Below are 21,733 nucleotides of genomic sequence, written 5' to 3'. Positions count from 1 at the left end.
CCGCGTGTTGAAAGGGGCTTCGGGCATGAACGTGCAAACCTCACTTCCATCCCAGATGCCCTCGCCCGCGGGGGCCCTGCGCTCCCAGACGAAGGGGCGGCTGCTGCTGGCGGCCATCTTCGTCGTGGCCACCCTGCTGGCGTTCGTCCTCGTGTACGTGACGGACGACCGCTCGCTCGTGCCGGAGCAGCGCAGGGCGCGCGGAGAGATTCGCAAGCTGGAGGGCCTGTTCAAGGCGCACCACCGGCTGATGGGCTACTTCCCGTCCAAGGAAGAGGGCTTCACGCCGCTCATCGAGGCGAAGCTCATCGACGCCGTGCCGTTGGACCCCTGGGGTCACCCGTACGTCTACTGGATGGACGGCAAGAGCGGCGCTGTCCTGTCCTACGGGGCGGACGGCAAGAAGGGCGGCGAAGGGACGGACGCGGACCTGAGCAGCGGGGGCGTGCTGGCGGACTGGGGGCAGCCATGACGCAGGTGAAGACGGTGGCAGGGCAGCGCGCGTTCCACCGAGCCCAGCGCGGCCTGACGCTCATCGAGATCTCCATCGCCATCATCATCGTCGCGATGTTGTTCTCCGCGGCGGTGATGGGCATCGGCTCGCTCACGGGCGCCAAGGCCAAGGGCGCGGCGGGGGAGCTGGCGGGCACCATCCGCTCGCTCTACGACTCGGCGGCGCTGCGCGGCAAGACGTGCCGGCTGGTGTTCGAGATTCCGGACCCCAAGGAGGAGAAGGCCACGCGCTACCATGCCGAGTGCGCGGAGAGCGCGGTGACGACGGCGAGAGACCGCGACACCGCCCTGCGCGACGAGAACCGCGAGCGCGAGCAGGCCAGGCGCTCCAACCGTGGCGGCAGTCAGGGCAACGAGGAGCGCCGCAGCTACCTGGCCTCGGGTGGAGAGACGCTCAGCGCGCAGGAGCTGATGGACGGAGAGAAGGAGCGCGTGCAGAACGCGGCGAAGTTCTCGTCCTTCACCTCCGAGGAAGTGCCGGCCCGTGATTTGCCGGCGGACGTGCGCGTGTCCGTGTGGACGCGCCAGCAGAAGGAGGCGGTCGACAACGGCGTGGCATATCTCTACTTCTTCCCGCAGGGCTACACGGAGAAGGCGTACGTCTACGTGAGCCAGGGCGACAACGCCTGGACGCTGGACGTGTCCCCGCTCACCGGGAAGGTGAACATCGCGAACGATATCCTGGAGGTGCCGCGATGAAACGCGCTCAAGGCTTCACGCTGCTGGAGGTCGTCGTCGCGCTCGCCATCCTCGGGCTCGCGCTGATGGCCATCTTCGATTTGAACGCGGGCGCGGTGTCCAACCACGTCTACACCAAGCGCCTCACGGTGGCCTCGCTCCTGGCGCGCGCGAAGATGACGGACGTGGAGCAGAAGCTCTACGACGACGGCTTCTCGCCCGACGACGACGAGGAGTCCGGCGACTTCTCCGACGAGGGCTGGTCCCAGTTCAAGTGGAAGGCGCGCATCATCGCTCCGAAGCTGGACGGCGTGTCGCCGGACCAGCTCATCGGCGCGCTCTTCAACCTGCCCATCGGTGGCGGGGACTCGGACGACCCGATGAGCGGCATCGCCAGCCTGTTCGGTGGCGGCGGGGCCGGAGGCGGCAAGGACGGCGCCTCCAGTGGACCGCAGCCCGCGGGCGGTGGCCTGGGCGGCGCGGCCATGGGCATGGCGCAGCCCATGTTCACGCAGATGGTGCAGCAGCTCACCCAGACGGTGCGCGAGGTGCACCTCACCGTGTACTGGCAGGAGGGCACCCAGTTGGAGAACATCGACCTGGTGACGCACGTGGTGTCGCTCGGGCCGGGCTCGGACCGCAACGGCGGCTTCATGGCCACCCAGGGACAGACTCAAGGTGCCGACAACCAGTGGGTGGACCCCAACAACCCGGGCATGATTGTCCAGAACCCCATCCCCGGCCCCAACGGCACCATGCTGCACCCGGAGACGCGCGTGCCGCTGCAGCGCCGCTCGGAGGTCCTGCAGCGCCTCAACGGTGGCGGGCAGCAGCGCGGCGGCAATGGCGGCATCGTTCCGGGCGGTGGCCAGGGCGGCGGGATTTTCGGAGGCAAGCCCCCGTCGATGCCGAACTTCCCCGGCATGAGGAACAACCGATGACGGCCCGGCGCGCGCGCGGCTTCACGCTGATGGAGGTCATGGTGGCGGTGGCCATCACCGCCCTGATGGGCACGGTGGTGGCCATGGCCTTCCAGACGGGCCTGACGGCGAAGGAGTCGGTGGAGACGGACGCGGACCGCTACCGGCAGGTCCGGGTGTCCATGAACCGGATGGCGCGGGAGATCGGCTCCGCGTACGTGAGCGACAGGTTCGACCTGAAGCGCTTCCGGGACCAGCAGGACCGCCCCACCAACTTCGTGGGCGAGAGCGACCGGCTCCTGTTCACCACGTTCGCCCATCAGCGGCTGTACACGGACGTGAAGGAGTCCGACCAGGCGGTGGTGGAGTACTTCATGGAGCCCTCCGACGACCGGGCCGCCAAGGGCCGCATGGACATCAAGCGCCGCTCGAATCCCAACGTGGATGACCGCATGGACCGGGGCGGCACGACGGACGTGCTGTTCGAGGGCGCCAAGAAGCTGGAGTTCGAGTACTGGAACTCCGAGAAGAAAGAGTGGGATGACGAGTGGGACACCCGGCGCACGGAGCAGAAGGCCATCCTGCCCACGCGCGTGCGGATGACGATCACCGCCGTGGACGAGACAGGCAAGGAAGCGCGCTACTCCACCCAGACGCGCATCATGTTGAACACCGAGCTGCCGAGGTACTGATGCCCCTGCCCTTCTTCCAGCAGGCGCCCCGTCGGCGCCGTCCCGGTTCCAAGGCCTCCGGTGGGGGGCCTCGCTCGCGCGGCGTGGCGCTCATCATCGCGGTGGTGTCCATCGCGCTCCTGACGGTCATCGCCACCGAGTTCGCCTACAACAGCCGGGTCGACCTCCAGCTCGCGGCCAACCAGCGGGACGAGGTGCGCGCGTACTACATGGCGCGCTCGGGTGTGGCGCTGTCGCGGCTCCTGCTCCGCTTCCAGAAGCAGGTCGACCAGACGCCCATCCCCAACCCCGCGGCCCTCCTGGGCAACCTCCTGGGCAACCAGGGCGCTCAAGGCAACACCCCGCAGCCGGCGTCGCTCAACCTCCAGCTCTGGAGGATGGCGCGCGTGGACTGCCACATGCTCAAGGGCATGGTGAAGAGCGAGGGCCTGGAGCCCGAGAACGACGCCCCGCCCATGGAGGCGGTGGACGAGGACGACCCGAACTTCGACATGAAGGACGGCGAGGACCCGGCGTCGCGGGAGATGTCACAGCAGATGACGCGCCGCTCGTTCGGTGGCTTCGAGGGCTGCTTCCTGTCCACCATCTCCGACGAGGAGGAGAAGCTCAACGTGCACCGGCTGGTCGCGGGCGCGGGTGACGCGCTCCCCACTGCGCTGCGGATGATGGACATGCTCGGCGACAAGCGCTTCGAGTTCCTGTGGGAGCGCGACGACGCGAACAAGGTGCGCAGCAATCCGCAGGACGTGATGCTGGCCATCAAGGACTGGGCGGATGACGACGAGACGGGCTCCGCCATCAACCCGACGGACCCCGTCAACCCCATGCCCTCCGGCTTCTCCGACGAGGGCTCGCCCTACAGCCGCTACGAGCCGAACTACGAGCCGAAGAACGCTCGCTTCGACAGCATCGACGAGCTGTACCGGGTGCACGGAGTGAATGACCAGTTCATGTCGGCCTTCCGTGACAGGCTCACGGTGTACCCGGACATCAACTCCCGGCCCAACATCAACACGGATGACCCGGTGATGATGGGGCTGGCCATCATGTCCGTGGCGGACCCGGCGAGGCCGGACCCGCGATTGAAGGACCCGGTGTTCCTCAACGAGCTCATCACCCGCATCCGCAGCGCGCGCATGTTCAGCTTCTTCGGCATGGGCGTGCAGGACTTCGTCGCCGTGGTGGAGAGCGCGGGCATCGTCGTCAATCCCGCCGTGAAGTCCAACGTGGCGGGCAATCGCCTCATCGGCGACAAGAGTCAGACGTTCACCATCAAATCCGTGGGAGAGGCGGGCAGCGTGCAGAAGACGCTGACCGCCGTGGTCCGGCTGGACGACACGCTGGGCAGGCTCCTGTATTGGAGAGAGGAATAGCATGGCCCGCATTCTTGGCCTCGACCTGGGCAGCCACTCCGTGAAGGCCGTGGTGCTGGAGGCGCGGACGAAAGGACACGCCACCCGCAGCTACGTGGAGGTGCGCCGCGCCCAGGAGGGCGAGCGCGCCGACACGCTGCGCGCCGCGGTGCAGGAGCTGATTGGCAAGCTGCCACCCGGTCACCCCGACCAGGTCGTGGTCGCCCTGCCCGGCCCCGCGCTCATCACCCACACGCTGGGCCTGCCGTTCTCCGACGGGAAGCGCATTGAAGCGACGCTCCCCTTCGAGATTGGCAGCCTGCTCCCGTTCGACATCTCCGACGTCGTCTACGACTACCAGATCGTCGGACAGAAGGAGACGGAGGGGAAGGAGAAGGCCAGCGACCTCATCGTCGGCGTGGTGCGACAGCAGGAGTTGAAGAGCCTGCTGGAGCTCTTGGGCGAGCTGAAGGTGGACCCGCGCATCGTCACGCACCCCGCGCTGGCCTACCAGAACATGCTCCAGCAGGCCGCCGGCCTCTTCGAGGGCACCGGCGAGGGCGGCGTGGTGGCGGTGGTGGACCTGGGCCACGAGCGCACCTCGGTGGCCATCGGCCGGCCGGGCACGGGCGTGCAGTTCGCGCGCACCTTCGCGGGCGGCGGCAAGGACTTGAGCAAGGCGCTGGCGACGGAGTTCCAGACGTCGCTCGCCGAGGCGCATCACTGGAAGGAGCAGCACGGCGCCATGGCCAGCGCGGCGCAGGGTCCGGACGCGGAGCGCGCGGCGGCGGCCTTCGTGCGCGGGCTCCAGCCGGTGCTGCGCGAGCTGCGCCCCACCTTGAAGTCATACACGGCGCGCAGCCGTCAGCAGGTGGGCGCCATCGTGCTGTGCGGCGGCTCGGCGCGGATGCCGGGCCTTGCGGAGCAGCTCTCCCGGGACTTGAACCTGCCGGTGCGCGTGCTCGCGCTTCCCGCCGACACGTCGGAGGCCATCACTCCCGCGGAGCAGCCGTCCGCCGCTCAGGCCTACGCGCTGGCACTGCGTGGCAACGCCTCCGGTGCTCGCGCGCCGCGCTTCAACTACCGACGGGGCGAGCTCGCCTTCAAGGGTGACTTCGACTACGTGAAGGACAAGCTGGGCCTGCTGGCGTCCTTCGCGGCCACGCTGCTCCTGCTGCTCATCGCCTTCGGCGTGGTGCGCAACTCGGTGCTGTCGCGGCGCGAGGCGCAGGTGGACGCGGCGCTGTGCGAGACGACCCAGCGCATCCTCGGCAAGTGCGAGAAGGATTACAACCGCGCGCTGAACCTGCTCAAGGGCGTGGAGAGCCCGGCGGCGGCGCTGCCCCGGATGTCCGCGGTGAACCTGCTGGCGGAGGTGACGCAGAAGGTGCCCGCGGACCTGCCGGTGAAGTTCGACCGCATCCAGATAGACACGGACCGCGTCATCCTCCAGGGGGAGACGGACTCCTCCAAGCAGGTGGACACGCTGTCCAACGCGCTCAAGAACCACGCGTGCTTCAAGGAAGTGAAGCAGGGCAAGGTGGAGCGCACCCGCGACGGACAGAAGGTGACGTTCCGCCTGGACGTCCAGGTGCAGTGCCCGGGTGTGGAAGGCGGGGAGAGCTAGTCATGGCCAACAAGCTTCAGGAAGCGCTCGCGCCGGTGCAGACGTGGTTCGAGCGGCTGAGTGACCGTGAGCGGCGGATGGTGTCCATCGCCGGCGCGGCGGTGGCGGTGTTCCTCGTGTTCGCGGTGCTGATGACGTTCGCCAACAGCGCGTCCGGTTATCGCAAGCGCACGCAGGACAAGCTGACGAAGCTGCAGGAGGTGCAGGCGCTGGCGGCCAGCTATCGCGAGGCGCAGGCGTCGCGGCAGGCGGTGGAGACGCAGCTGACGTCCAGCAACGTGCAGCTCATCTCGTACATCGAGGACAAGGCCACGGCGGCCGGGCTCCAGGTGCCCAACATGACGCCCAAGGGCGACGTGGGCGTGGGCGACGGGAAGATCATGGAGAGCTCGGTGGAGCTGACGTTCTCCGACGTGGACCTGCGCAAGCTGACGGACTTCATGCGCACGGTGGAGAGCGGGCCTGGCGTGGTGAAGGTGAAGTACCTGCGCATCGAACCGAGGCCGAACGACACGCTGACGGCGTGGACCACCGTGGCCACCTACCGGATGAAGCAATAACCCATGTCCTCTGACACCAAGCTCGCTCGCTGGAAGGTCATCCTGGGCTACGGCGCGTTCGCGCTCCTGGCCTTCATCCTCTGCCTGCTCCTCACCTTCCCGTACGACACGGTGCGCACGCGCCTCGTCTCCGAAGCGGCGCAGGCGGGGCTCGCGGTGCGCATCGGCTCGCTGCGGCCGGGGCTGTCGGGTGTCACTGCCACCAAGGTGCAGGTGAGCAAGCCGCCCCAGCCGCTGAGCGCGGAGACGCTGGCGATGCTCGTGAGCGGCGAGGGCACGCTGCCGGGCGCCGCAGAGCTGGGCGAGGCGGTGCTCATCGACAGCGTGGCGGTGCGCCCCACCCTCTTCCCGCCGGGCCTGGCCATTCGAGCCAACGCGCTGGGTGGCACGGTGGTGGGCTCCATGGGCTGGCTGGGTGACATGAAGGTCCGCGCGGAGATGGACGGGCTCAAGGCCAGCGGTGGCAACCTGCCCGCCTTCCTCGGGATGGACCTGGACGGTGAGCTGAACGGCGTGCTGTCGCTGACGCTGCCCAAGGGCAAGAGCCCGGAGCCGGACCTGTCCCAGGCGAACGGCGAGCTGACGCTCGACTCGCAGGGGCTCATCATCAAGGGTGGCAAGGCGTCCATTCCCATGGGCGGGGGCAACTCGATGCCCATGGACCTGCCGCAGGTGGCGCTCGGCGCGCTGGTGGGCCGCATCAACTTCGAGAAGGGCCTGGGCACGGTGCAGGAGCTGCGGCTGAAGGGCGAGGACGTGGAGGCGCTGGCCACCGGCACGCTGAAGCTGGGCAAGCGGCTGGAGTACAGCGAGCCCGCCATGGACGTGAATCTCCGGTTGGACCCGGAGGCGCAGAAGCGGCTGGGCCTGCTGGCGGCGGGCATCACCATCTTCCCCCCGGACAAGAAGGACCCGAGCTTCCGGGCGGCCAGGCTCGGCGGCTTCCTCAACCGGCCCACCTTCCTGCCCCGTCGGTAGGCTGCCGCCCCGGTGAAGCGCCCGACCCGACGCGTGGGGTTGATGTCAGTGCGTCGGGACGTGTAAAGCGCGGGCGCACAGGAGGGTCGCGGGATGCCGGAGCTGGTGTTTTTCCGTCGTGGCGAGGAGGTGTTGAGGGTGGGCGTGGACCGGGCACGGTTGGTGCTCGGGCGCGGCGAGCAGTGTGACGTCGCCATTCCGGACCCGGAGGTGAGCCGCCAGCAGGTGGCCCTGCTGTGGGACGGGACGCGGTGCCGGGTGCAGGACCTCTCCGGCAAGGGCACCGTGGTGGGCGGCACGTCCGTCACCGAGGCGGAGCTGCCCGACGGCGCGGACCTGGTGCTCGGCCAGTGGCGCGCGGTGTTCCGGTTGAGCGGCGGCGGTGAAGGCGCGGATGTCGCCACCGAGGTGGGCCACACCACCTCGATTCAGAAGGACGCGCAGGCGCCGCGCTGGCAGCCCGCGCAGGTGCGCGTGAAGCAGGGCCTGAACGAGTCGGTGCACCGGCTCACCGGAGACAGCTTCACGGCGGGCAAGGACGCGGGCTGTGACTTGGTCCTCCAGGACCGGTTCGCCTCCAGCAAGCACCTGAAGGTGACGCGGCGGGAGGGCACGTTCCACGTCGTGGACCTGCGCTCCACCAACGGCACGTGGCTGGGGCCGGTGCGGTTGTTCGAGGCGGAAGTCACGCTGCCCACCACGCTGCGGGTCGGTGAGACGGAGCTGGTGCTGGAGGTGGCGGCGACGGGGTCCAAGAAGGAGGTGGCCTCGTTCCACGGCATCATCGGCAACGACGCGGCAGTGAAGGGGCTGGCGGACCTCATCGAGCGCGTGGCGCCTTCCACGGCGGCCGTGACGATTCTGGGCGAGTCCGGCACGGGCAAGGAGCTGGTGGCGAAGGCCATCCACCAGTGCTCGCAGCGCGCGAACAAGCCGCTGGTCCCCGTCAACTGCGCGGCCATCTCGAAGGAGCTCATCGAGAGCGAGCTGTTCGGCCATGAGAAGGGCTCCTTCACGGGCGCGGCGAACGCGCGCAAGGGCGCCTTCGAGGAGGCGGACGGCGGTACCCTCTTCCTGGACGAGATTGGCGAGCTGCCGCTGGATTTGCAGGCGAAGCTGCTGCGCGCGCTGGAGAGTGGAGAAATCAAGCGCGTGGGGGCGAGCCGGCCCATGCACGTGGACGTGCGGGTGGTGGCGGCGACGAACCTGGACCTGCTGGCGGCGGCTCGCGAGGGTAAGTTCCGCGAGGATTTGTACTACCGCCTCTGCGTGATTCCGTTGCACCTGCCGCCCTTGCGCAGCCGCAAGAGTGATTTGCCCGCGCTGGCCGAGCACTTCGTGAAGGTGTACGCGCCGCGAGGGCAGACGGTGAGCTTCTCGATGGCGGCGGTGGAGCGCCTGCGAGGACACACGTGGCCGGGCAACATCCGCGAGCTGCGCAACGTGGTGCACCGCGCGCTGCTGTTCCGCAAGGGACCGGTCATCGACGCGGCGGACCTGACGTTCGACCAGGAGATGAACAAGGAGACCGGCATCGCGGTGCCGGAGCTGCCGCCTGGGATGACGCTGGAGCAGATGCTGGAGAAGCTGGAGCGGCAGATCGTCGAGGCCGCGCTGCGTCGGTTCAACAACAACCGCGAGCGCGTGGCTCGCGAGCTGGGCGTGGCCCGGTCCACCCTGTTCAAGCGCCTGAAGGATTGGGGCCTGACGAAGCAGGACGAGCAGGAGTAGTGGCGAGCTGCCCCGGCTTCGGGGTCGTTCCGGGGTGAATCGTTGGCGGATCCGCTCCAGATGGAGCGGCGTCAGGGATCGCGCCCCGTGAGTCGGGCCAGTTCAATGGAGATGAAGGCGGTCTGCCCAGGGGCCACGACGACATTCGCCGTCCCCTGAGCGCCGCTCCTCGTAGTCACGACAATCCGCAGTCGCCCTGCGGGGACATCGACCAAGTCGAATTGGTCTCCCCTGAATTGCATCCCGTCCATGCCTTCGGAGAGAAGTTCCTCGAAGAGCTCGGACCTGATGGTGACCTGGAGCGGCTCATCGGTCCTCCAGTCGCCCCTGACCGTCCCCCTCACTCTCGCCCCTTCCGTGAGACGAAGAGTCAGCCCGGTGTCGGGCCGGCTCAGAATCACGGCACTCCGCCCTCCACGAAGCGCCCTCACTTCGAACTCGCCATCCCCCGGGACATGAAGGGAGAACCGGCCAAACGGGTCCGCGACCCTTCGGGCCTCGAAGGCGCTTCCACGAACCAGGATGGCGGCACCGGCGACGGGAGCGCCCCCTGGCCCTACCACGACGCCAGCGAGGGCCCTCACCTGGTGAGGGAGTATGAGCGCCACCGTGGACTCACTCCCGGCCCGCACTGCGGCCTCGACGGAGGGGCCGAACGCGCCGTACTGGCCAGAGGGGTATGCGCGGAGGAGGTAGGCACCCTCTGTCACCTCCAGCGAGAAGGCGCCCTGGTCATCCACTGGAACCTGAGCCAGCACGCCATTTCCACCGTGAGAGGACGTAAGTCCCACCATGGCACTCCCTGGCCACGCTCCATCCGCCCCCTTGACGGTTCCGGAGATTCTTCCCGTGGAGCGCAAGAAGATATCCCGACGTGTCACCTTGCCTGGCTCGATGGAGAACACGTCGCTGGAGCGGATGACACCCGTGGCTGAGCGGGTGGACACCTTGATGGTCCCTGCCGGAATGCTCCCGGTGGAGAATCTCCCGGCAGAGTCTGGCTGGATGACGATTGGCTCATCGGCACCATGCCATCCCACCTCGATGCTGACTCCCGTGGCGCCAACACCTCCGCCGGTGAGCAACCGGCCCTCCAGCGCCCCCATCCGGCGCAGAGCCAACACGGGGCGCGCCGTCTGACCGGCGTTGACGGCAACCCGAATGGCCTCGTCCGTGAGCCCATCCGCCGCGGCGGAGAGGCGGTACTCGCCGGGAAGCAGGTCCTCGACCGAGAAGCGGCCCTCCGCGTCTGTCACGGACAGGCTGGCCGCCGGCTGGATTCGGACACGCACTCCTTCCAAGGGAGTCCAGCTCTCAGCCTCCACGACCCGCGCCTCCATCCGCCCTGGCCGGCCAAGCTGGATGATAGGGCAACGCGTGGTCGCCCCCACCTCCACGACTTGCGGCTCATCGGCGACGCCCATCTGGCTTCCCAGGGCCGCAGTCAGCCGGTAGGCCCCGGCTGGGAGTTCCAGGGAGAAGGCCCCGTTGGCGTCAGTAACATCCCCCCCGGCCCCCTCTGAGACCCGGACCGTCGCGCCCGCGACACGAACGCCCTTCGCGTCGACAACACTCCCCTCGAGGAACCCGTGCGGAGCGAGCTCGAGCTCGAGTTCCGGGTGTGGATCCCCCGACAGCAGGACCACGCGAGTCTCCGGCTGGAAAGAGGGGGCCTGCGCGACGAGTTCGTAGTTGCCCTCAGCGAGGTCGCGAAACTCGAAGCGTCCCAGCGCATCGCTGGAGCCGGCTTGGCGGAGGTCTCGCTCAAGCTCGCGCGGAAAGGCCGAGAGCACCCGCCGCAGTTCCAGTGAGGCCATGGGGACGGGCTCCTGCGTACCCTTACGGACCGCGCGTCCTCTCATGACCCGCGCGGGCCTCAACGGAAGTGACAGGGCCAGTACTTCCGTGGCCGGGCGGGTGAATTCGAGGTGGCCCGGAGCGAAGCCGGCTGCTGTGACGAATACGAGGCAGTGACCGGTCGCTTCGGGCATGTCGAGGCGACCGTCGGAGAGGGTGGTCCGCCTCGCGACCAAGCCCCAGGAAGAGGCCGGGCCACGCCGGCAATAGAGGCTCACCTCGCAAGAGCCAGTGGGACCGAGGACATGGAGACGCAAGGAAGGAGAAGGCCTCGCTGGGGGCAGAGCTCGTGGCGGAGGAATCTCCACCAGGGATGACTCTTCCTCGCGAGTAGCGGGCGGCGGCTCTGGCTCGGACGAGAGCCGGTTCCCAATCAAGACCCCCACGCTGAGCCCGACGATGAGGCTGTACAGCAACCACCAACGGTGTCGCATGGTCGAGGGCTGGGTCAGAAGGTGATGGGGTACTCTAGGCGGAAGCGCTGCCCCGGAGTCACAGCGCCTCTCGCCTCGAACTCCTGCGATTCGAAGGCTTCTGCCACGCACCGAGCTGTCTCCTCGTCTGCGGCACCGTGGCGCTGGACCTTTGCCTCCCTGACGACGAGCAGGTTTTCCTCTGACTCCATGTGAAGAACCAGGACGGTACGCTCCGTGGAGTGGTGGATGCCCGCCTCGAGCATACCCGCCAGGCATGCACGCACCCGCTCACGCACCTGACCGTCAATGCCTTCCTGGAGGCGGCGCATTGCCCAGGAGCCCAGCTCGCGAGGGTCGGAAATGAGAGGGACCTCGTCCCAGGCCGTAGTGGCCACGACTCCTGCACGCACCGGCGTCTCCGGAGGTTCGGAGACGCAGTTCCCTTCTGGTCGACTCCCAGTGGACGCTTCCGCAGCGGGCCTGGAAGCCACCACGGCCCTCGTGGCAACCGCTTCGGAGCGCTGAGTCCCACGGCGAGCGTCTTCGTGAGCGGTCGAGACCGGCGCGCCCGGCCGAGTCAGAAGCACGCCAGCCGCGATGGAAACGAGAAAGACTCCCACCACCTGCAGGTACCTTCCCCAGGAATGCACGAGGTCTCCTCCTATTTCCGATGAAGCCAAGAAGGCCAGCCCCCCTGACAGCCGGTCCAACACTCGACAACCCTGTCGGCGCTCATCAACCCGCGACTGCATTGGCAATCGCAGCAACAGACAGCACTGACAGGACCGCTCGACGCCTAATCACTCAACGGAAAACACGCACTTCGCGCAGTTACCAGAGAAGCACAGGCCAAAAGTATGACAGCACCCCTGTAAGTCGGTCCAACATTCGACATACATCTCTTCGGCGGTCCTCCAGCAAAGGCATTGGTAATTGCAGCAAATGGCTTCGGCCTTCTGGGGAATCAGAAGTCCACCAGCGAGGCCTGTGGCCGCAACAGCAACGAGTAGGATGGAAGACTTCATCACACCCCCATGCAATGACCATTGGTAGCCCAAACCAACGTCAAGCAAACAACAACGACAACGAAGGGGATAGTCAACTTTGCGTCTGGCGCCTCAAGCACGCAAGGGATTGAAGGGCCGGGGCTCAGAGCGGGGCTCGGCAGAGGCGACCCACCAATCATGAGCTGCTCAGGGGAGGACCCGACCACTTTCCGAGGATTTCCGTAGACAGAGCCTTGTGGTCCGGGAGGAGAGCGGCGAGTCGCACAGGGAGCTGATGGATCGCGGAAGCACGGGCACATCACCTGAGGGCGGTGAACCCTCGCGCCTTCAGTGCCTTGAGGTACGCCAGGGAGCGCATCTCCGGACAGCCCATCACCGCATCCTGGAACTCGCGTGGCGGTGCGTACCCGTGCGCGTCGATGTAGTGCACGACCAACGTCGGTGCGACGAAGACGCGCTCTGTTCCGGGGATGAAGACGTTCGCGCCCCCGAATGACACCGTCATGTCGCGGTACACCAACGCCCCCGGTCCGCCCGAGAACCGGCACAGCGCGCACGCGTGTCGACCCGCGAACGCCACGGGCTGCCATGGATTCACGCACAGCCGGACGAGCGCTTCGAAGACGTCCTCATTGACCAGGCCCTGCGTGAATAAGTGCCCCTGCTCGAGCCACCCCACCGCCAGCAGGACGTCCTGCCCTGCTGGAAAATATGAACACGGCGCCAAGTCATCGAAGTACGCCATGTCGGCCTCCTCGGAGTCAGGCGGCGTCACCGCGGCCGTTCCAAAGCGCGCAACGGGACACCGTGAGCCTACCCACCTTCATGCCCTGAAGTACGAGCGGAAACCCAGCTCCGGGCCGGTGTCCGTACCCTCAAGACACGCGGTGAAAAAATCCCACCGTCGCGGGCGGATAGACCCTTTTCGCGGCCGGTTCGTTCCAGAGGAGGTCCCCGCTGGGGTGTTCAGGAGCCCACCCGTGATGCACGCCGCCGCCATCGACCTCCCGCCTCTCACTCAGCTCTACAACGAGCACCGTGCCCGCGCTCTCGCCATCGCCCGCCGCATCGTCGGCGACGCGGACGATGCGGAGGACGTGGTGCAGGACGTCTTCGCCCGGCTCGCCTGGAAGTCTCCAGGCTACGGCGGACGCGCTGCCTGGACCACGTGGCTCCACCGCGTCATGGTCAACAGCAGCATCAACTGGCTGCGCGCACGCAAGCGCCGCGAGCGCTTGAGCCTGGAGCCTTCCGAGCCCCTCACGCCCGAAGTCCAGGCAGCGGGCGCGGAGCTGCAACGCCACTTCACCGACGCCATGCAGGAGATCAACGAGCAGCAGCGACAGGTCCTCCACCTGCGCGAAGTGCGTGGGCTGAGCTACCCCGAAATCGCCCGCCTGCTGCGAATCCCCGAAGGCACCGTGAAGAGCACCCTGCACCGCGCCCGGCAACGCACCTTCGGCCTCATGGAAGAGCGCGGCCAACACCCCTGAGGCACACGGCGCTACTCCAGCGCTCGCAGTTGGAGCTTCTCGCGAGCCTCCAGCCACGACGCGGGAATCGCCGCCCTGCCCGTGACGAGCACGACGATGCCGCCCACCATGGCGCACGTCGTGTCCATGTCACCCCGCCCGGACACCGTGGACCACAGCGCGTCCTCGTAGTGCTCCAGGTGCCGCACCGCACACCACACCACGAAGGGCACCGTGTCCTCCGACAACACCCGGAAGCCACTGCCCAGCTCCTTCGCCGCCGCCGTCGGTGTCGTCTCCAACGACCAGCCCCGAGCCTTCTCCAGCCCGCGCCGGGTGGCCCCGTTCGGCGTGTACTCCAGCACCACGTCGAAGAGGTTCCGCGCGGGCCCACGCGTCGCCGCGTCCTGACAGGCCCACGCCGCCGCCACCGCGACGGCCATGGCACCCGCCTGCCCATCTGGATGGTAATGCGTCACCTCCGCGGACAGCCGCGCCTCATCCGCCGCGCGCCGCAGGTCTCCCGCGAAGTACGCACCCAGCGGCGCCACGCGCATCGCCGCGCCGTTGCCCTTGGACCCCGTGCCGTCGAACACCTGGGACGACGCGGGCAGCCAGTGCATCCCCAGGTGGATGCGCTCCAGGATATCCAGCGCCGTGCCGCCATAGCCCCGGTAGCGATTGGCGCGGTAGCGCGTGCCGAAGAGCCGCGCGAGCCGCTCCTGCTCCACCTGCCCGTGCTCGTCGAGCACCTGGACGACGGAGAGCGCCATCTCCGTGTCGTCCGTGTACGGCCACGGCGCGGAAGGAGGCCTGCGAGCCTCCACCCACTCCGCCACCAGGCTCCGGGCCGCGAAGAACCGCTCCCCAAAGCCATCCCCCACGGAGAGCCCCTCCAACGACAACAGGGCTCGCGACATCCGCTCCGCGTGGTCCGCCGGTCTTCCAGTCGAGGACATGGCGCCAGTCAACACCCGGCGCCATCTTCGTGTCAAATGGACACTATCAACTACTCGTCACCCTTCGCGCCGACGAACTGGTCACCCTTGTCCTTGAAGAGGACGTTGAAGTTGGTGAGCGAGCCGTACACGCGGGTGATGTAGCTCTGCATCTCCACCTTCTCCGCGTCGGACAGCTTCGGGTGCGCGTTGAGCTTCTGCTCGAGCACCCGGAGCCTGTCGCGCACCATGACGACCTTGTGGAACAGGCTGTCGATGGGCAGGTCCTTGGCCTGCAGCTCCGGGTTGGCCGGAACCAGGCGCACCGTGCCGCCCTCCCACTTGCCCGCGAGCGGGGGCGCGTCCATCAGGCCAGACGCCTCCCGGAAGATGTCCATCAGCTCTTCACGCGTCATGCTCAGCCCTTCCAGGTCCACGACTTCGTTGGGGTCCACCCGGCGGCGAATCACCACCGGGGCCACGCTGCGCGCGGTGCGCTCTCGCGAGGGAGAGTGCGCCGCCGGGGCCACGGCCGTGCCTCGGGGCGCGTACTTGTCACAGATGGGGGCGGACGGCGGGAACATGCCCCGCGAGGACTGGAGCCGACACGGCCCCACCCAGCCCCGGCGCTCTTCCACCGAGTGAGGGCTCCACAGCTTGCAATTGCCGCACACCTGCTCTTCCGGCCGGAAGGTGGGCAGGGGCGGAGCAGCGTCCGCCGGGTCTGTCATCAGCGCGTCTCCCCCGCCACCGGCGGGCCCTTGCGCACGCCCAGCTCCCTCAAGAGCGTGTCCGCGTTCTCCACCTGGTCCAACATCCACAAGACATACCGCACGTCCACGTTGACGTTGCGGGCCACGTCCGGGTTGTACCCGAAGTCGTTGGCCACATTCTCCCAGACGCGGTCGAAGTTGACGCCCACCAGCTGCCCCTTGCCGTTCACCGTGGGACTGCCGGAGTTGCCGCCCGTCGTGTCCGCGTCCGCCAGGAAGTTCACCGGCACGTCCTTCAGCTTCTTGTCCGCCCACGCGCCATACCGCTTGGACTCGGCGACCTTCGACACGCGCTCGGGCACGTCGAAGGGCTCCTCGCCCGTGTGCTTCTCCAGCATGCCCGAGAGCGTCGTCTGCGGCGTGTACACGGCCCCGTCGCGCGGCGAGTAGCCCTGCACCTTGGCGAACGTCACCCGCAGCGTCCCGTTCGCATCCGGCGCCACCGGCTTGCCCGCATGCGCCAGCACCGCCTTGCGCCAGTCCGGACGCAGGCGCAGCGACATACCCTGGCGGCGGTCTCCCACGTCATCCAGCGCCTCCAGCTCCCGCGCCAGGTCCAGGCCGAACGCCAGCATCGGGTCCTTGCGCGCCTCCAGCTGCGCCACCGTCTCCGTCGCCATCTTCATGCGCTCGGCCAGCGTCAGCACCTGGGTGACGGCGTAGAGCGAGTCCACCTTCGCCGCGACGTCCTTCTCCACGAACACCTTGCCGAAGTGCTTGTCCACGGCGGCGATGCGCTCGTCCGCCCCCAGCGCCTGCGCGCGCTTCACGTAGGCGATGAGCAGCTTCTTCTCGGCCGGGACGAACACGTTCTTCTGCTCGCGCTCCAGGCGGTCCTTGATGCGCGCCTGCTCGCGGTCCATGTACTCCGGACGGCGCTCCAGGTCCGGCTTCGCGCGCTCCGCCGCCAGCCGCGACAGCGTCACCGCCAGCGCCGGGCCCCGGGCCAGCCGAGGCGTCGCCCCGAGCAGGAACTCGCGCTCGAACACCTTCGTGTTCGCCTTCTGCTCGGCCAGCAGCGCGTCGCGGGCCGTCAGGGCGCTCGCCCACTTCGCGCCGTTCTTCCCGGCCCAGGCAGCGACGTCCGCTTCGGCCTGGTGCTGCTTCTCCACCAGCTTGCCGCGCTTGAGCCCCGCGAGCTGCCCGCCCGCGTTCTTGTACACGTTGTGCAGTCCCTTGACGGTGGACGCGACGGCGATCTTGCCGGCCGGGTCCTTCTCCCCTTCCTCCTCCAGGATGCGGATGGCCTCGCCGAACACGTCGCGCATGCGCGGGTACAGCCGCGACTGGCGCTCCGCGAACTCCTCCGCGAGCAGCGCGCGGTAGGTGCGGCCCGGGTAGCCGAGCACCATCACGAAGTCGCCCGGCTTCACGCCCTCGGTGGCCAGCGGGAAGAAGAACTCCGCCTTGAAGGGCACGTTCTTCTCGCTGTACGGCGCGGAGGAACCGTCCGGCGCGCTGTACGCGCGGAGGATGGCGAAGTCACCGGTGTGGCGCGGCCACATCCAGTTGTCCTCCTCGCCACCGTACTCGCCCACCGCGCGCGGCGGCGCGTACACGAGCCGCACGTCCACCAGCTCCACCGCGTCCACCAGCGTGTAGTTGACGCCGCTGTCGAACGTGGACACCTGGCAGCGCGTGGCGGGGCGCTTCTCGCACTCGGCCACCAGCTCCTTCTGCTTGCGCTCGATGGCCTTGTAGCGGACCAAGTCGTCCGCGCCCTGCGGCACCGCGGCCAGCACCTGCGCCGTCACGTCCGTGAAGCTGCGAGGCACCTGCACCCGCGCGCCCTTGCCGGGCAGCTCGTCCTTGCGCTCCGAGGCCAGGAAGCCCTGGGTGATGAGGTCGCGTTGGGGCGTGCTGTGCTCCTGGATGACGCCGAAGGCACAGTGGTGGTTGGTGATGACCAGGCCGGTGGAGGAGATGAAGGCGCCAGTGCAGCCCCCCACGTTCACCGCGCCCGCGAGCAGGCCGGTGCCGCGCTTGGGGTCCCAGAGCTTCTTGGGTGAGACCTGGAGTCCCTGGGCGCGCAACCACGCCGGGTCCAGGTCCAGCACCTGCTGGGGGGTCCACTTTCCTTCCCCGGCCAGAGCCGGGGCAGCCACGAGCGAGAGCAGAAGGAGGGCTTTCTTCATGGAGTCCTCCCTACCCCGTCCGGCGCCCGCACGCGACTCCCACGGTGTGTCCGACGCTTCGCGGCATGCCAGGAGTTTCCTGGGAAGAGGGACCGAGCTTAAGTGTTGGGGTGTCTGATGGAGGGGAGGCCCGGAAAACGATGAGGACCGCCAGCGGAGCAAAGCTCGACTTCGGCCGCCTGGCCCTCCTGCTCGTCATGCTGGGGGTCGGCTGGTTCTTCTGGGACTCGCCCGTCCTGTGGCCTCTCAAGGTGCTGGTGGTGATGATGCACGAGAGCGGGCACGCGCTCGCCACCCTGCTCCTGGGTGGGTCCGTGGACCGCATCCACCTCATGGCCGACGAGGGGGGCTTGTGTATGTCCCGCCTCCCACCGGGCATGCTGCGCCAGGTCGTCCTGTACTCGGCGGGCTACCTGGGAAGCGCGGTGGCTGGCGCAGGGCTGCTCATCGCCACCTTCCGGTTCCAGCTCCGCCGGGGCGTGCTGGTGGCCGCCTCCGCGTGGCTCGTCATCATGGGCCTCCTGTATGGAGGCGACCTCTTCACCCTGGCCTTCTGCGTGGGCACCGCCGTCGTCCTCGGCGCGTGCGCGAAGTGGCTGCCGGATGGCGCGGTGGACCTGGTGAACCTCTTCATCGCCGCCTTCACCGCGCTGTACGTGCTGTTCGACCTGCGCTCCGACCTCTGGAACAGCACGGTGCGCGCGCAGAGCGACGCGGCCCTGCTCGCCGACGTCACCTACGTGCCCTCCGTGGTGTGGGCCGCCCTGTGGACGCTGATGGCCGTGGGGCTCTTGGCCGTCGCGGCCTGGTGGTCCATGCACGCCAGGCCCAAGGGCCTCCAGATGCCCCCCGTGGGCACCCGCACACGACGGGCCTGAGTCAACTGGCCATGCGTGGTCATTGCGAAACAAACGCAATCCCGGGACAATTACAAAACGCCTACTAGAGTGAGTGAGGTCGTACTCCCCGCTCGAGAGGTGTTCCATGAGAAGCGTCGTACTCAGCGTCGCCGTGGCGGTCCTGGCGGCGTGTGGTCCCGCCCCCGAAGAGACGTCCTCCCAGGAGTTCGACGCGCAGCGCTCCGCGGTCAGCATCACCGTGGAGAACCAGATTGTCACCCGCCTGCCGAGCGCCTCGGGAGCCACTCTCGGGTATTCCGAGTACCTGCCTCCGGGATATCTGACTTCGACCCAGACCTACCCGGCCATCATCCATCTCAACGGCATGGGGGAGCTGGGTCAGGCGACGACGGAGGCGCAGCTGTACGACATCACCACGCGGCACGGCGCGCTCGCCAACATCCGCACGAGCGCCACGTGGAAGACGTACTTCGGCACGAAGCAGGTGATGGTCTTCACGCCGCAGAGCCTGGACAACTACTCGCCCACGGAGCTGCGTCCGTTCGTGCAGTTCATCGTCGCCAACTACCGGGTGGACCCCACTCGCGTGTACCTGACGGGCCTGAGCATGGGCGGCTGGGGGACGTGGCGGTACGCGAATCTCTACGGCACCGAGCTGGCGGCCATCGCCCCGTTCGCCACCAACATCGGCGCGCCGGGACCCACCATCACCGCTCTCAATGATGTTCCCGTCTGGGCGTCGAGCAGCTACGGCGAGGTCGCCGCGCAGCAGTCCTGGCTGATCGGCTACACCAAGAACTACAACGTGACCCAGATGGTCAGCGTCACCAACAGCACGCAGACGCTGACGTACCTGTTCGACAAGACGACGAAGCTGTGGACGTCACAGGCGGGCGCGGTGAGCACGGGGTCGGCCGCGGCTCGGCTCATCGTGATTCCCGGCTCGGCGCACACCGGCTGGTCGGAGTCCTACAGCACGCAGTCGTTCTGGGACTGGATGCTGGCGCAGCAGCGCGGCGGGACGCCGCCCACGCAGTACACGCTCACCGTCAACAGCGGCTCGGGTGACGGCCAGTACACCAGCGGCACGCAGGTCACCATCACCGCCGACGCTCCGGCATCCGGCTACGTGTTCGACCAGTGGACCGGCGCCACCGTGGCCAGCACCACGTCCGCGACTACGACGCTGACCATGCCCGCGGCGGCCACCACCGTCACCGCCACCTATCGCGTGTCCTCGCCCACGCAGTACACGCTCACCGTCAACAGCGGCTCGGGCGACGGCCAGTACGCCAGCGGAACGCAAGTCACCATCACCGCGGATGCGCCCGCGTCCGGCTACGTGTTCGACCAGTGGACCGGCGCCACGGTGGCCAGCACCACGTCCGCGACGACGACGCTGACCATGCCCGCGGCGGCCACCACCGTCACCGCCACCTACCGCGTGTCCACGCCGGGCCTGCCCATCACCACCGAGAACCAGATCATCGGCCGACTGACAAGCGCCACCGGCACCTCCTACGCCTATGCGGAGTACCTGCCCCCGGGCTACCTGACGTCGCCGACGACGACCTATCCGCTGGTGCTCCAGCTCCACGACTCCGGTGAGGCGGGCACCACGAGCACCGAGGCCCAGCTCGTGGAAGTGGTGTCGCGCTACGGCCCGCTCAAGCTCATCCGCGACAACCCCACCTGGAAGACGTACTTCGGAACCCAGCAGGCCATGGTCTTCGCGCCGCGCACCTCCTCGAACTGGAACGTCACGCAGCTCAACGCGCTGGTCGACTTCATCGTCGCCAACTACCGCGTGGACCCGTCGCGCATCTACGTCACGGGCCGCGTGCTGGGCGGCTCCGGTGCGTGGAACTATGGCAACAGCCATGGCAACCGCATCGCGGCGCTCGCACCGGTGGGCGCCAACCTGGGCGCCCCCGGCCCCGCGATTACCCAGTTGCTCAACGTCCCCGTGTGGATGGTGGACTCCTGGCAGACGGCCGACGCGTGGACGGCCCAGCACTCCTGGCTGCGCGGACTGACGAAGGCGTACGGATGGGACCAGTACCTGACCTTCGCCGCGCCCGCCGCGACGCTCACGTACGTGTTCAACGCCACCAACGACACCTGGTCCACCCAGGCAGGGGCCTATGCCGCGGGGACGTCTCCCCTGCGATTCACCGTGCACCCACAGGGCACCGACTTCGCCACGCCCACGTACGAGAACATCGCCTTCTGGGATTGGATGTTCGCCCAGCAGCGCCCGTAACCGGGCTCCATCGGCCCCCTGCTCACTCGGAGGGGGCTTCGGCCGCCACGGTGTGCCACCGGTCATCGTGAATCCAACCGATGGTCCGGTCCGCGAGCGCCCACACGCCGTCCTGGGCGCCGCGCAGCCCGGTGAAGCGCAGCGAGTCCGCCTTCGCGATGACCATGCGCTTCAGCTTGTCGCCGACCACGCGGTCGATACCGCCCAGGTGCGCCGCGTAGACGTGGTCCTGGTACGTCGCGATGCCGTAGTACTCGCGCTCGGTGTCCGGGGGCCGGATGACGCGCCAGTCGTCGCCGCTTCCCATCAGGACGGCTCCCTCATTTCCGCAGAGGGCATAGCCGTCTTTCAGCGTGCACACACCATTGAAGCCCGTCTCCAGGGGAAGCGGGATGCGGCGCCAGCGCTTTCCATCGAAATGCGCCAGATGCCCCTCGGAGGTGACGGCCATGAAGTCGTCGCGACCGTGGCCCGTGAGGTTTTCGAGGGTGACGTCCTCTCCGTCGACGGTGAGCTGGGGCAGCGTGCTGAAGCGCGCCTTGCCCAGCACGTAGGCCTGACCCACCGAGCCCACACAGACGACGTCGTTCCCCAAGACGCGGAGCCGGCGCAGCGGCCCGAGGTCCTCGACGGCCTTGTTCTTGAACACCTTGCGGGAGGCCTTCAGCTCATCCCTGGTCCGCGGCGTCTTCCAATCGAAGCGAATCACCGTCCCGTTCTCTCCGAGGACGTAGGCCAGTCCCGCCTCGGTGGCATCCACGGAGAGGACCGCCTCACCGGACACCTCGAACTCCAGCCACGCGCCATCCCTGCGCACGCCGATGCGATTGCCGGGATTGTCGTAGTCGTCCCCCACCGTGCAGGCGGCGATGACCACCCCTGGGACAGGGCTCACGCCCTCCTGGATGTAGGCGTCGCGCAGGAACTCCGCGTCCGTCAGCTCACTCGTCTTCTTCACTAC

General features: G+C 68.0%; 19 protein-coding genes. 12 read left to right on the top strand and 7 right to left on the bottom strand.

From position 1 onward, the window contains the following. Positions 1-25: 25 nt before the first annotated feature. The 9 genes from G4D83_RS28580 (at position 26) to G4D83_RS28540 (ending at position 9,051) form a co-directional block, all read left to right on the top strand. Positions 26-472, top strand: coding sequence for a type II secretion system protein GspG (locus G4D83_RS28580; protein WP_163868014.1), 447 nt, complete (start codon positions 26-28; stop codon positions 470-472). Beyond that, complete coding sequence (locus G4D83_RS28575) at positions 469-1,212, top strand: prepilin-type N-terminal cleavage/methylation domain-containing protein (RefSeq protein ID WP_163868013.1); 744 nt, start codon at positions 469-471, stop codon at positions 1,210-1,212. The genes G4D83_RS28580 and G4D83_RS28575 overlap by 4 nt, the downstream gene beginning before the upstream one ends. Beyond that, complete coding sequence (locus G4D83_RS28570; protein ID WP_163868012.1) at positions 1,209-2,132, top strand: type IV pilus modification PilV family protein; 924 nt, start codon at positions 1,209-1,211, stop codon at positions 2,130-2,132. The genes G4D83_RS28575 and G4D83_RS28570 overlap by 4 nt, the downstream gene beginning before the upstream one ends. After that, positions 2,129-2,803, top strand: a complete 675-nt coding sequence (locus G4D83_RS28565) for a type II secretion system protein GspJ (protein ID WP_163868011.1) — start codon at positions 2,129-2,131, stop codon at positions 2,801-2,803. The genes G4D83_RS28570 and G4D83_RS28565 overlap by 4 nt, the downstream gene beginning before the upstream one ends. Next, positions 2,803-4,176, top strand: a complete 1,374-nt coding sequence (locus tag G4D83_RS28560; protein WP_163868010.1) for a type II secretion system minor pseudopilin — start codon at positions 2,803-2,805, stop codon at positions 4,174-4,176. The genes G4D83_RS28565 and G4D83_RS28560 overlap by 1 nt, the downstream gene beginning before the upstream one ends. 1 nt (position 4,177) lies before the next feature. Beyond that, positions 4,178-5,782: a pilus assembly protein PilM gene (gene pilM / locus G4D83_RS28555; protein WP_163868009.1), complete on the top strand. Its 1,605-nt coding sequence runs from the start codon at positions 4,178-4,180 to the stop codon at positions 5,780-5,782. A 2-nt stretch (positions 5,783-5,784) separates the two neighbouring features. Next, the gene (gene gspM / locus G4D83_RS28550; protein ID WP_163868008.1) at positions 5,785-6,342 is read left to right on the top strand and encodes a type II secretion system protein GspM; all 558 of its coding nucleotides are present in this window, start codon (positions 5,785-5,787) and stop codon (positions 6,340-6,342) included. Between the two features lie 3 nt (positions 6,343-6,345). Beyond that, positions 6,346-7,320: a type II secretion system protein GspN gene (gene gspN / locus G4D83_RS28545; RefSeq protein WP_163868007.1), complete on the top strand. Its 975-nt coding sequence runs from the start codon at positions 6,346-6,348 to the stop codon at positions 7,318-7,320. 93 nt (positions 7,321-7,413) lie between these two features. Then, positions 7,414-9,051, top strand: coding sequence for a sigma 54-interacting transcriptional regulator (locus G4D83_RS28540; protein WP_163868006.1), 1,638 nt, complete (start codon positions 7,414-7,416; stop codon positions 9,049-9,051). Positions 9,052-9,122: 71 nt separating this feature from the next. Here G4D83_RS28540 and G4D83_RS28535 read toward each other — a convergent pair whose 3' ends face one another. From G4D83_RS28535 to G4D83_RS28525, 3 genes are all read right to left on the bottom strand, one after another. Continuing rightward, positions 9,123-10,868 carry a carboxypeptidase regulatory-like domain-containing protein gene (locus G4D83_RS28535; RefSeq protein ID WP_163868005.1) on the bottom strand — a complete coding sequence of 582 codons (1,746 nt, stop codon included), beginning with the start codon at positions 10,866-10,868 and terminating at the stop codon, positions 9,123-9,125. 488 nt (positions 10,869-11,356) lie between these two features. Continuing rightward, positions 11,357-11,719 (bottom strand): hypothetical protein, encoded by a 363-nt coding sequence (locus G4D83_RS28530; RefSeq protein ID WP_163868004.1) that lies wholly within the window; start codon positions 11,717-11,719, stop codon positions 11,357-11,359. A gap of 910 nt (positions 11,720-12,629) precedes the next feature. Further along, positions 12,630-13,076, bottom strand: a complete 447-nt coding sequence (locus tag G4D83_RS28525) for a DUF7919 family protein (protein WP_163868003.1) — start codon at positions 13,074-13,076, stop codon at positions 12,630-12,632. Positions 13,077-13,314: 238 nt separating this feature from the next. Here G4D83_RS28525 and G4D83_RS28520 point away from each other — a divergent pair, with 238 nt between their 5' ends. Then, positions 13,315-13,824, top strand: a complete 510-nt coding sequence (locus G4D83_RS28520; RefSeq protein ID WP_163868068.1) for an RNA polymerase sigma factor — start codon at positions 13,315-13,317, stop codon at positions 13,822-13,824. 11 nt (positions 13,825-13,835) lie between these two features. Here the strand turns inward: G4D83_RS28520 and G4D83_RS28515 are convergent, their stop codons facing one another. The 3 genes from G4D83_RS28515 to G4D83_RS28505 are packed head-to-tail and all read right to left on the bottom strand — an operon-like array spanning position 13,836 to position 17,649. Continuing rightward, positions 13,836-14,762, bottom strand: a complete 927-nt coding sequence (locus tag G4D83_RS28515; protein ID WP_163868002.1) for an ADP-ribosylglycohydrolase family protein — start codon at positions 14,760-14,762, stop codon at positions 13,836-13,838. Between the two features lie 50 nt (positions 14,763-14,812). After that, positions 14,813-15,472: a hypothetical protein gene (locus G4D83_RS28510; RefSeq protein WP_163868001.1), complete on the bottom strand. Its 660-nt coding sequence runs from the start codon at positions 15,470-15,472 to the stop codon at positions 14,813-14,815. Then, on the bottom strand, positions 15,472-17,649 hold the full coding sequence (locus G4D83_RS28505; protein ID WP_163868000.1) for a S46 family peptidase: 2,178 nt from the start codon (positions 17,647-17,649) through the stop codon (positions 15,472-15,474). The genes G4D83_RS28510 and G4D83_RS28505 overlap by 1 nt, the downstream gene beginning before the upstream one ends. Before the next feature lie 140 nt (positions 17,650-17,789). Here G4D83_RS28505 and G4D83_RS28500 point away from each other — a divergent pair, with 140 nt between their 5' ends. Together G4D83_RS28500 and G4D83_RS28495 are read left to right on the top strand one after the other, a co-directional pair. Further along, the gene (locus G4D83_RS28500) at positions 17,790-18,527 is read left to right on the top strand and encodes a M50 family metallopeptidase (RefSeq protein WP_163867999.1); all 738 of its coding nucleotides are present in this window, start codon (positions 17,790-17,792) and stop codon (positions 18,525-18,527) included. A gap of 106 nt (positions 18,528-18,633) precedes the next feature. Beyond that, a complete protein-coding gene (locus G4D83_RS28495; protein WP_163867998.1) occupies positions 18,634-20,772 on the top strand; it encodes an InlB B-repeat-containing protein in 2,139 nt (712 codons plus the stop codon). Between the two features lie 22 nt (positions 20,773-20,794). On the opposite strand, the gene G4D83_RS28490 is transcribed toward G4D83_RS28495, so the two are convergent. Continuing rightward, positions 20,795-21,730 carry a hypothetical protein gene (locus G4D83_RS28490; RefSeq protein ID WP_163867997.1) on the bottom strand — a complete coding sequence of 312 codons (936 nt, stop codon included), beginning with the start codon at positions 21,728-21,730 and terminating at the stop codon, positions 20,795-20,797. Positions 21,731-21,733 lie beyond the last annotated feature (3 nt).

Source organism: Myxococcus eversor, from assembly GCF_010894455.1.
GTDB classification, from domain to species: Bacteria; Myxococcota; Myxococcia; order Myxococcales; family Myxococcaceae; genus Myxococcus; species Myxococcus eversor.
This window is presented reverse-complemented; position numbering and strand designations above follow the sequence as displayed.

Bases quoted from the DNA above. Each gene is read 5' to 3' on its own strand.
- G4D83_RS28560 (WP_163868010.1), top strand. From the start codon at position 2,803: ATGCCCCTGCCCTTCTTCCAGCAGGCGCCCCGTCGGCGCCGTCCCGGT.
- G4D83_RS28505 (WP_163868000.1), bottom strand. From the start codon at position 17,649: ATGAAGAAAGCCCTCCTTCTGCTCTCGCTCGTGGCTGCCCCGGCTCTG.
- G4D83_RS28570 (WP_163868012.1), top strand. From the start codon at position 1,209: ATGAAACGCGCTCAAGGCTTCACGCTGCTGGAGGTCGTCGTCGCGCTC.
- G4D83_RS28495 (WP_163867998.1), top strand. From the start codon at position 18,634: ATGAGAAGCGTCGTACTCAGCGTCGCCGTGGCGGTCCTGGCGGCGTGT.
- gspN (WP_163868007.1), top strand. From the start codon at position 6,346: ATGTCCTCTGACACCAAGCTCGCTCGCTGGAAGGTCATCCTGGGCTAC.
- G4D83_RS28500 (WP_163867999.1), top strand. From the start codon at position 17,790: ATGAGGACCGCCAGCGGAGCAAAGCTCGACTTCGGCCGCCTGGCCCTC.
- G4D83_RS28525 (WP_163868003.1), bottom strand. From the start codon at position 13,076: ATGGCGTACTTCGATGACTTGGCGCCGTGTTCATATTTTCCAGCAGGG.
- G4D83_RS28565 (WP_163868011.1), top strand. From the start codon at position 2,129: ATGACGGCCCGGCGCGCGCGCGGCTTCACGCTGATGGAGGTCATGGTG.
- gspM (WP_163868008.1), top strand. From the start codon at position 5,785: ATGGCCAACAAGCTTCAGGAAGCGCTCGCGCCGGTGCAGACGTGGTTC.
- G4D83_RS28535 (WP_163868005.1), bottom strand. From the start codon at position 10,868: ATGGCCTCACTGGAACTGCGGCGGGTGCTCTCGGCCTTTCCGCGCGAG.
- G4D83_RS28510 (WP_163868001.1), bottom strand. From the start codon at position 15,472: ATGACAGACCCGGCGGACGCTGCTCCGCCCCTGCCCACCTTCCGGCCG.
- G4D83_RS28515 (WP_163868002.1), bottom strand. From the start codon at position 14,762: ATGTCCTCGACTGGAAGACCGGCGGACCACGCGGAGCGGATGTCGCGA.
- pilM (WP_163868009.1), top strand. From the start codon at position 4,178: ATGGCCCGCATTCTTGGCCTCGACCTGGGCAGCCACTCCGTGAAGGCC.
- G4D83_RS28580 (WP_163868014.1), top strand. From the start codon at position 26: ATGAACGTGCAAACCTCACTTCCATCCCAGATGCCCTCGCCCGCGGGG.
- G4D83_RS28540 (WP_163868006.1), top strand. From the start codon at position 7,414: ATGCCGGAGCTGGTGTTTTTCCGTCGTGGCGAGGAGGTGTTGAGGGTG.
- G4D83_RS28575 (WP_163868013.1), top strand. From the start codon at position 469: ATGACGCAGGTGAAGACGGTGGCAGGGCAGCGCGCGTTCCACCGAGCC.
- G4D83_RS28520 (WP_163868068.1), top strand. From the start codon at position 13,315: ATGCACGCCGCCGCCATCGACCTCCCGCCTCTCACTCAGCTCTACAAC.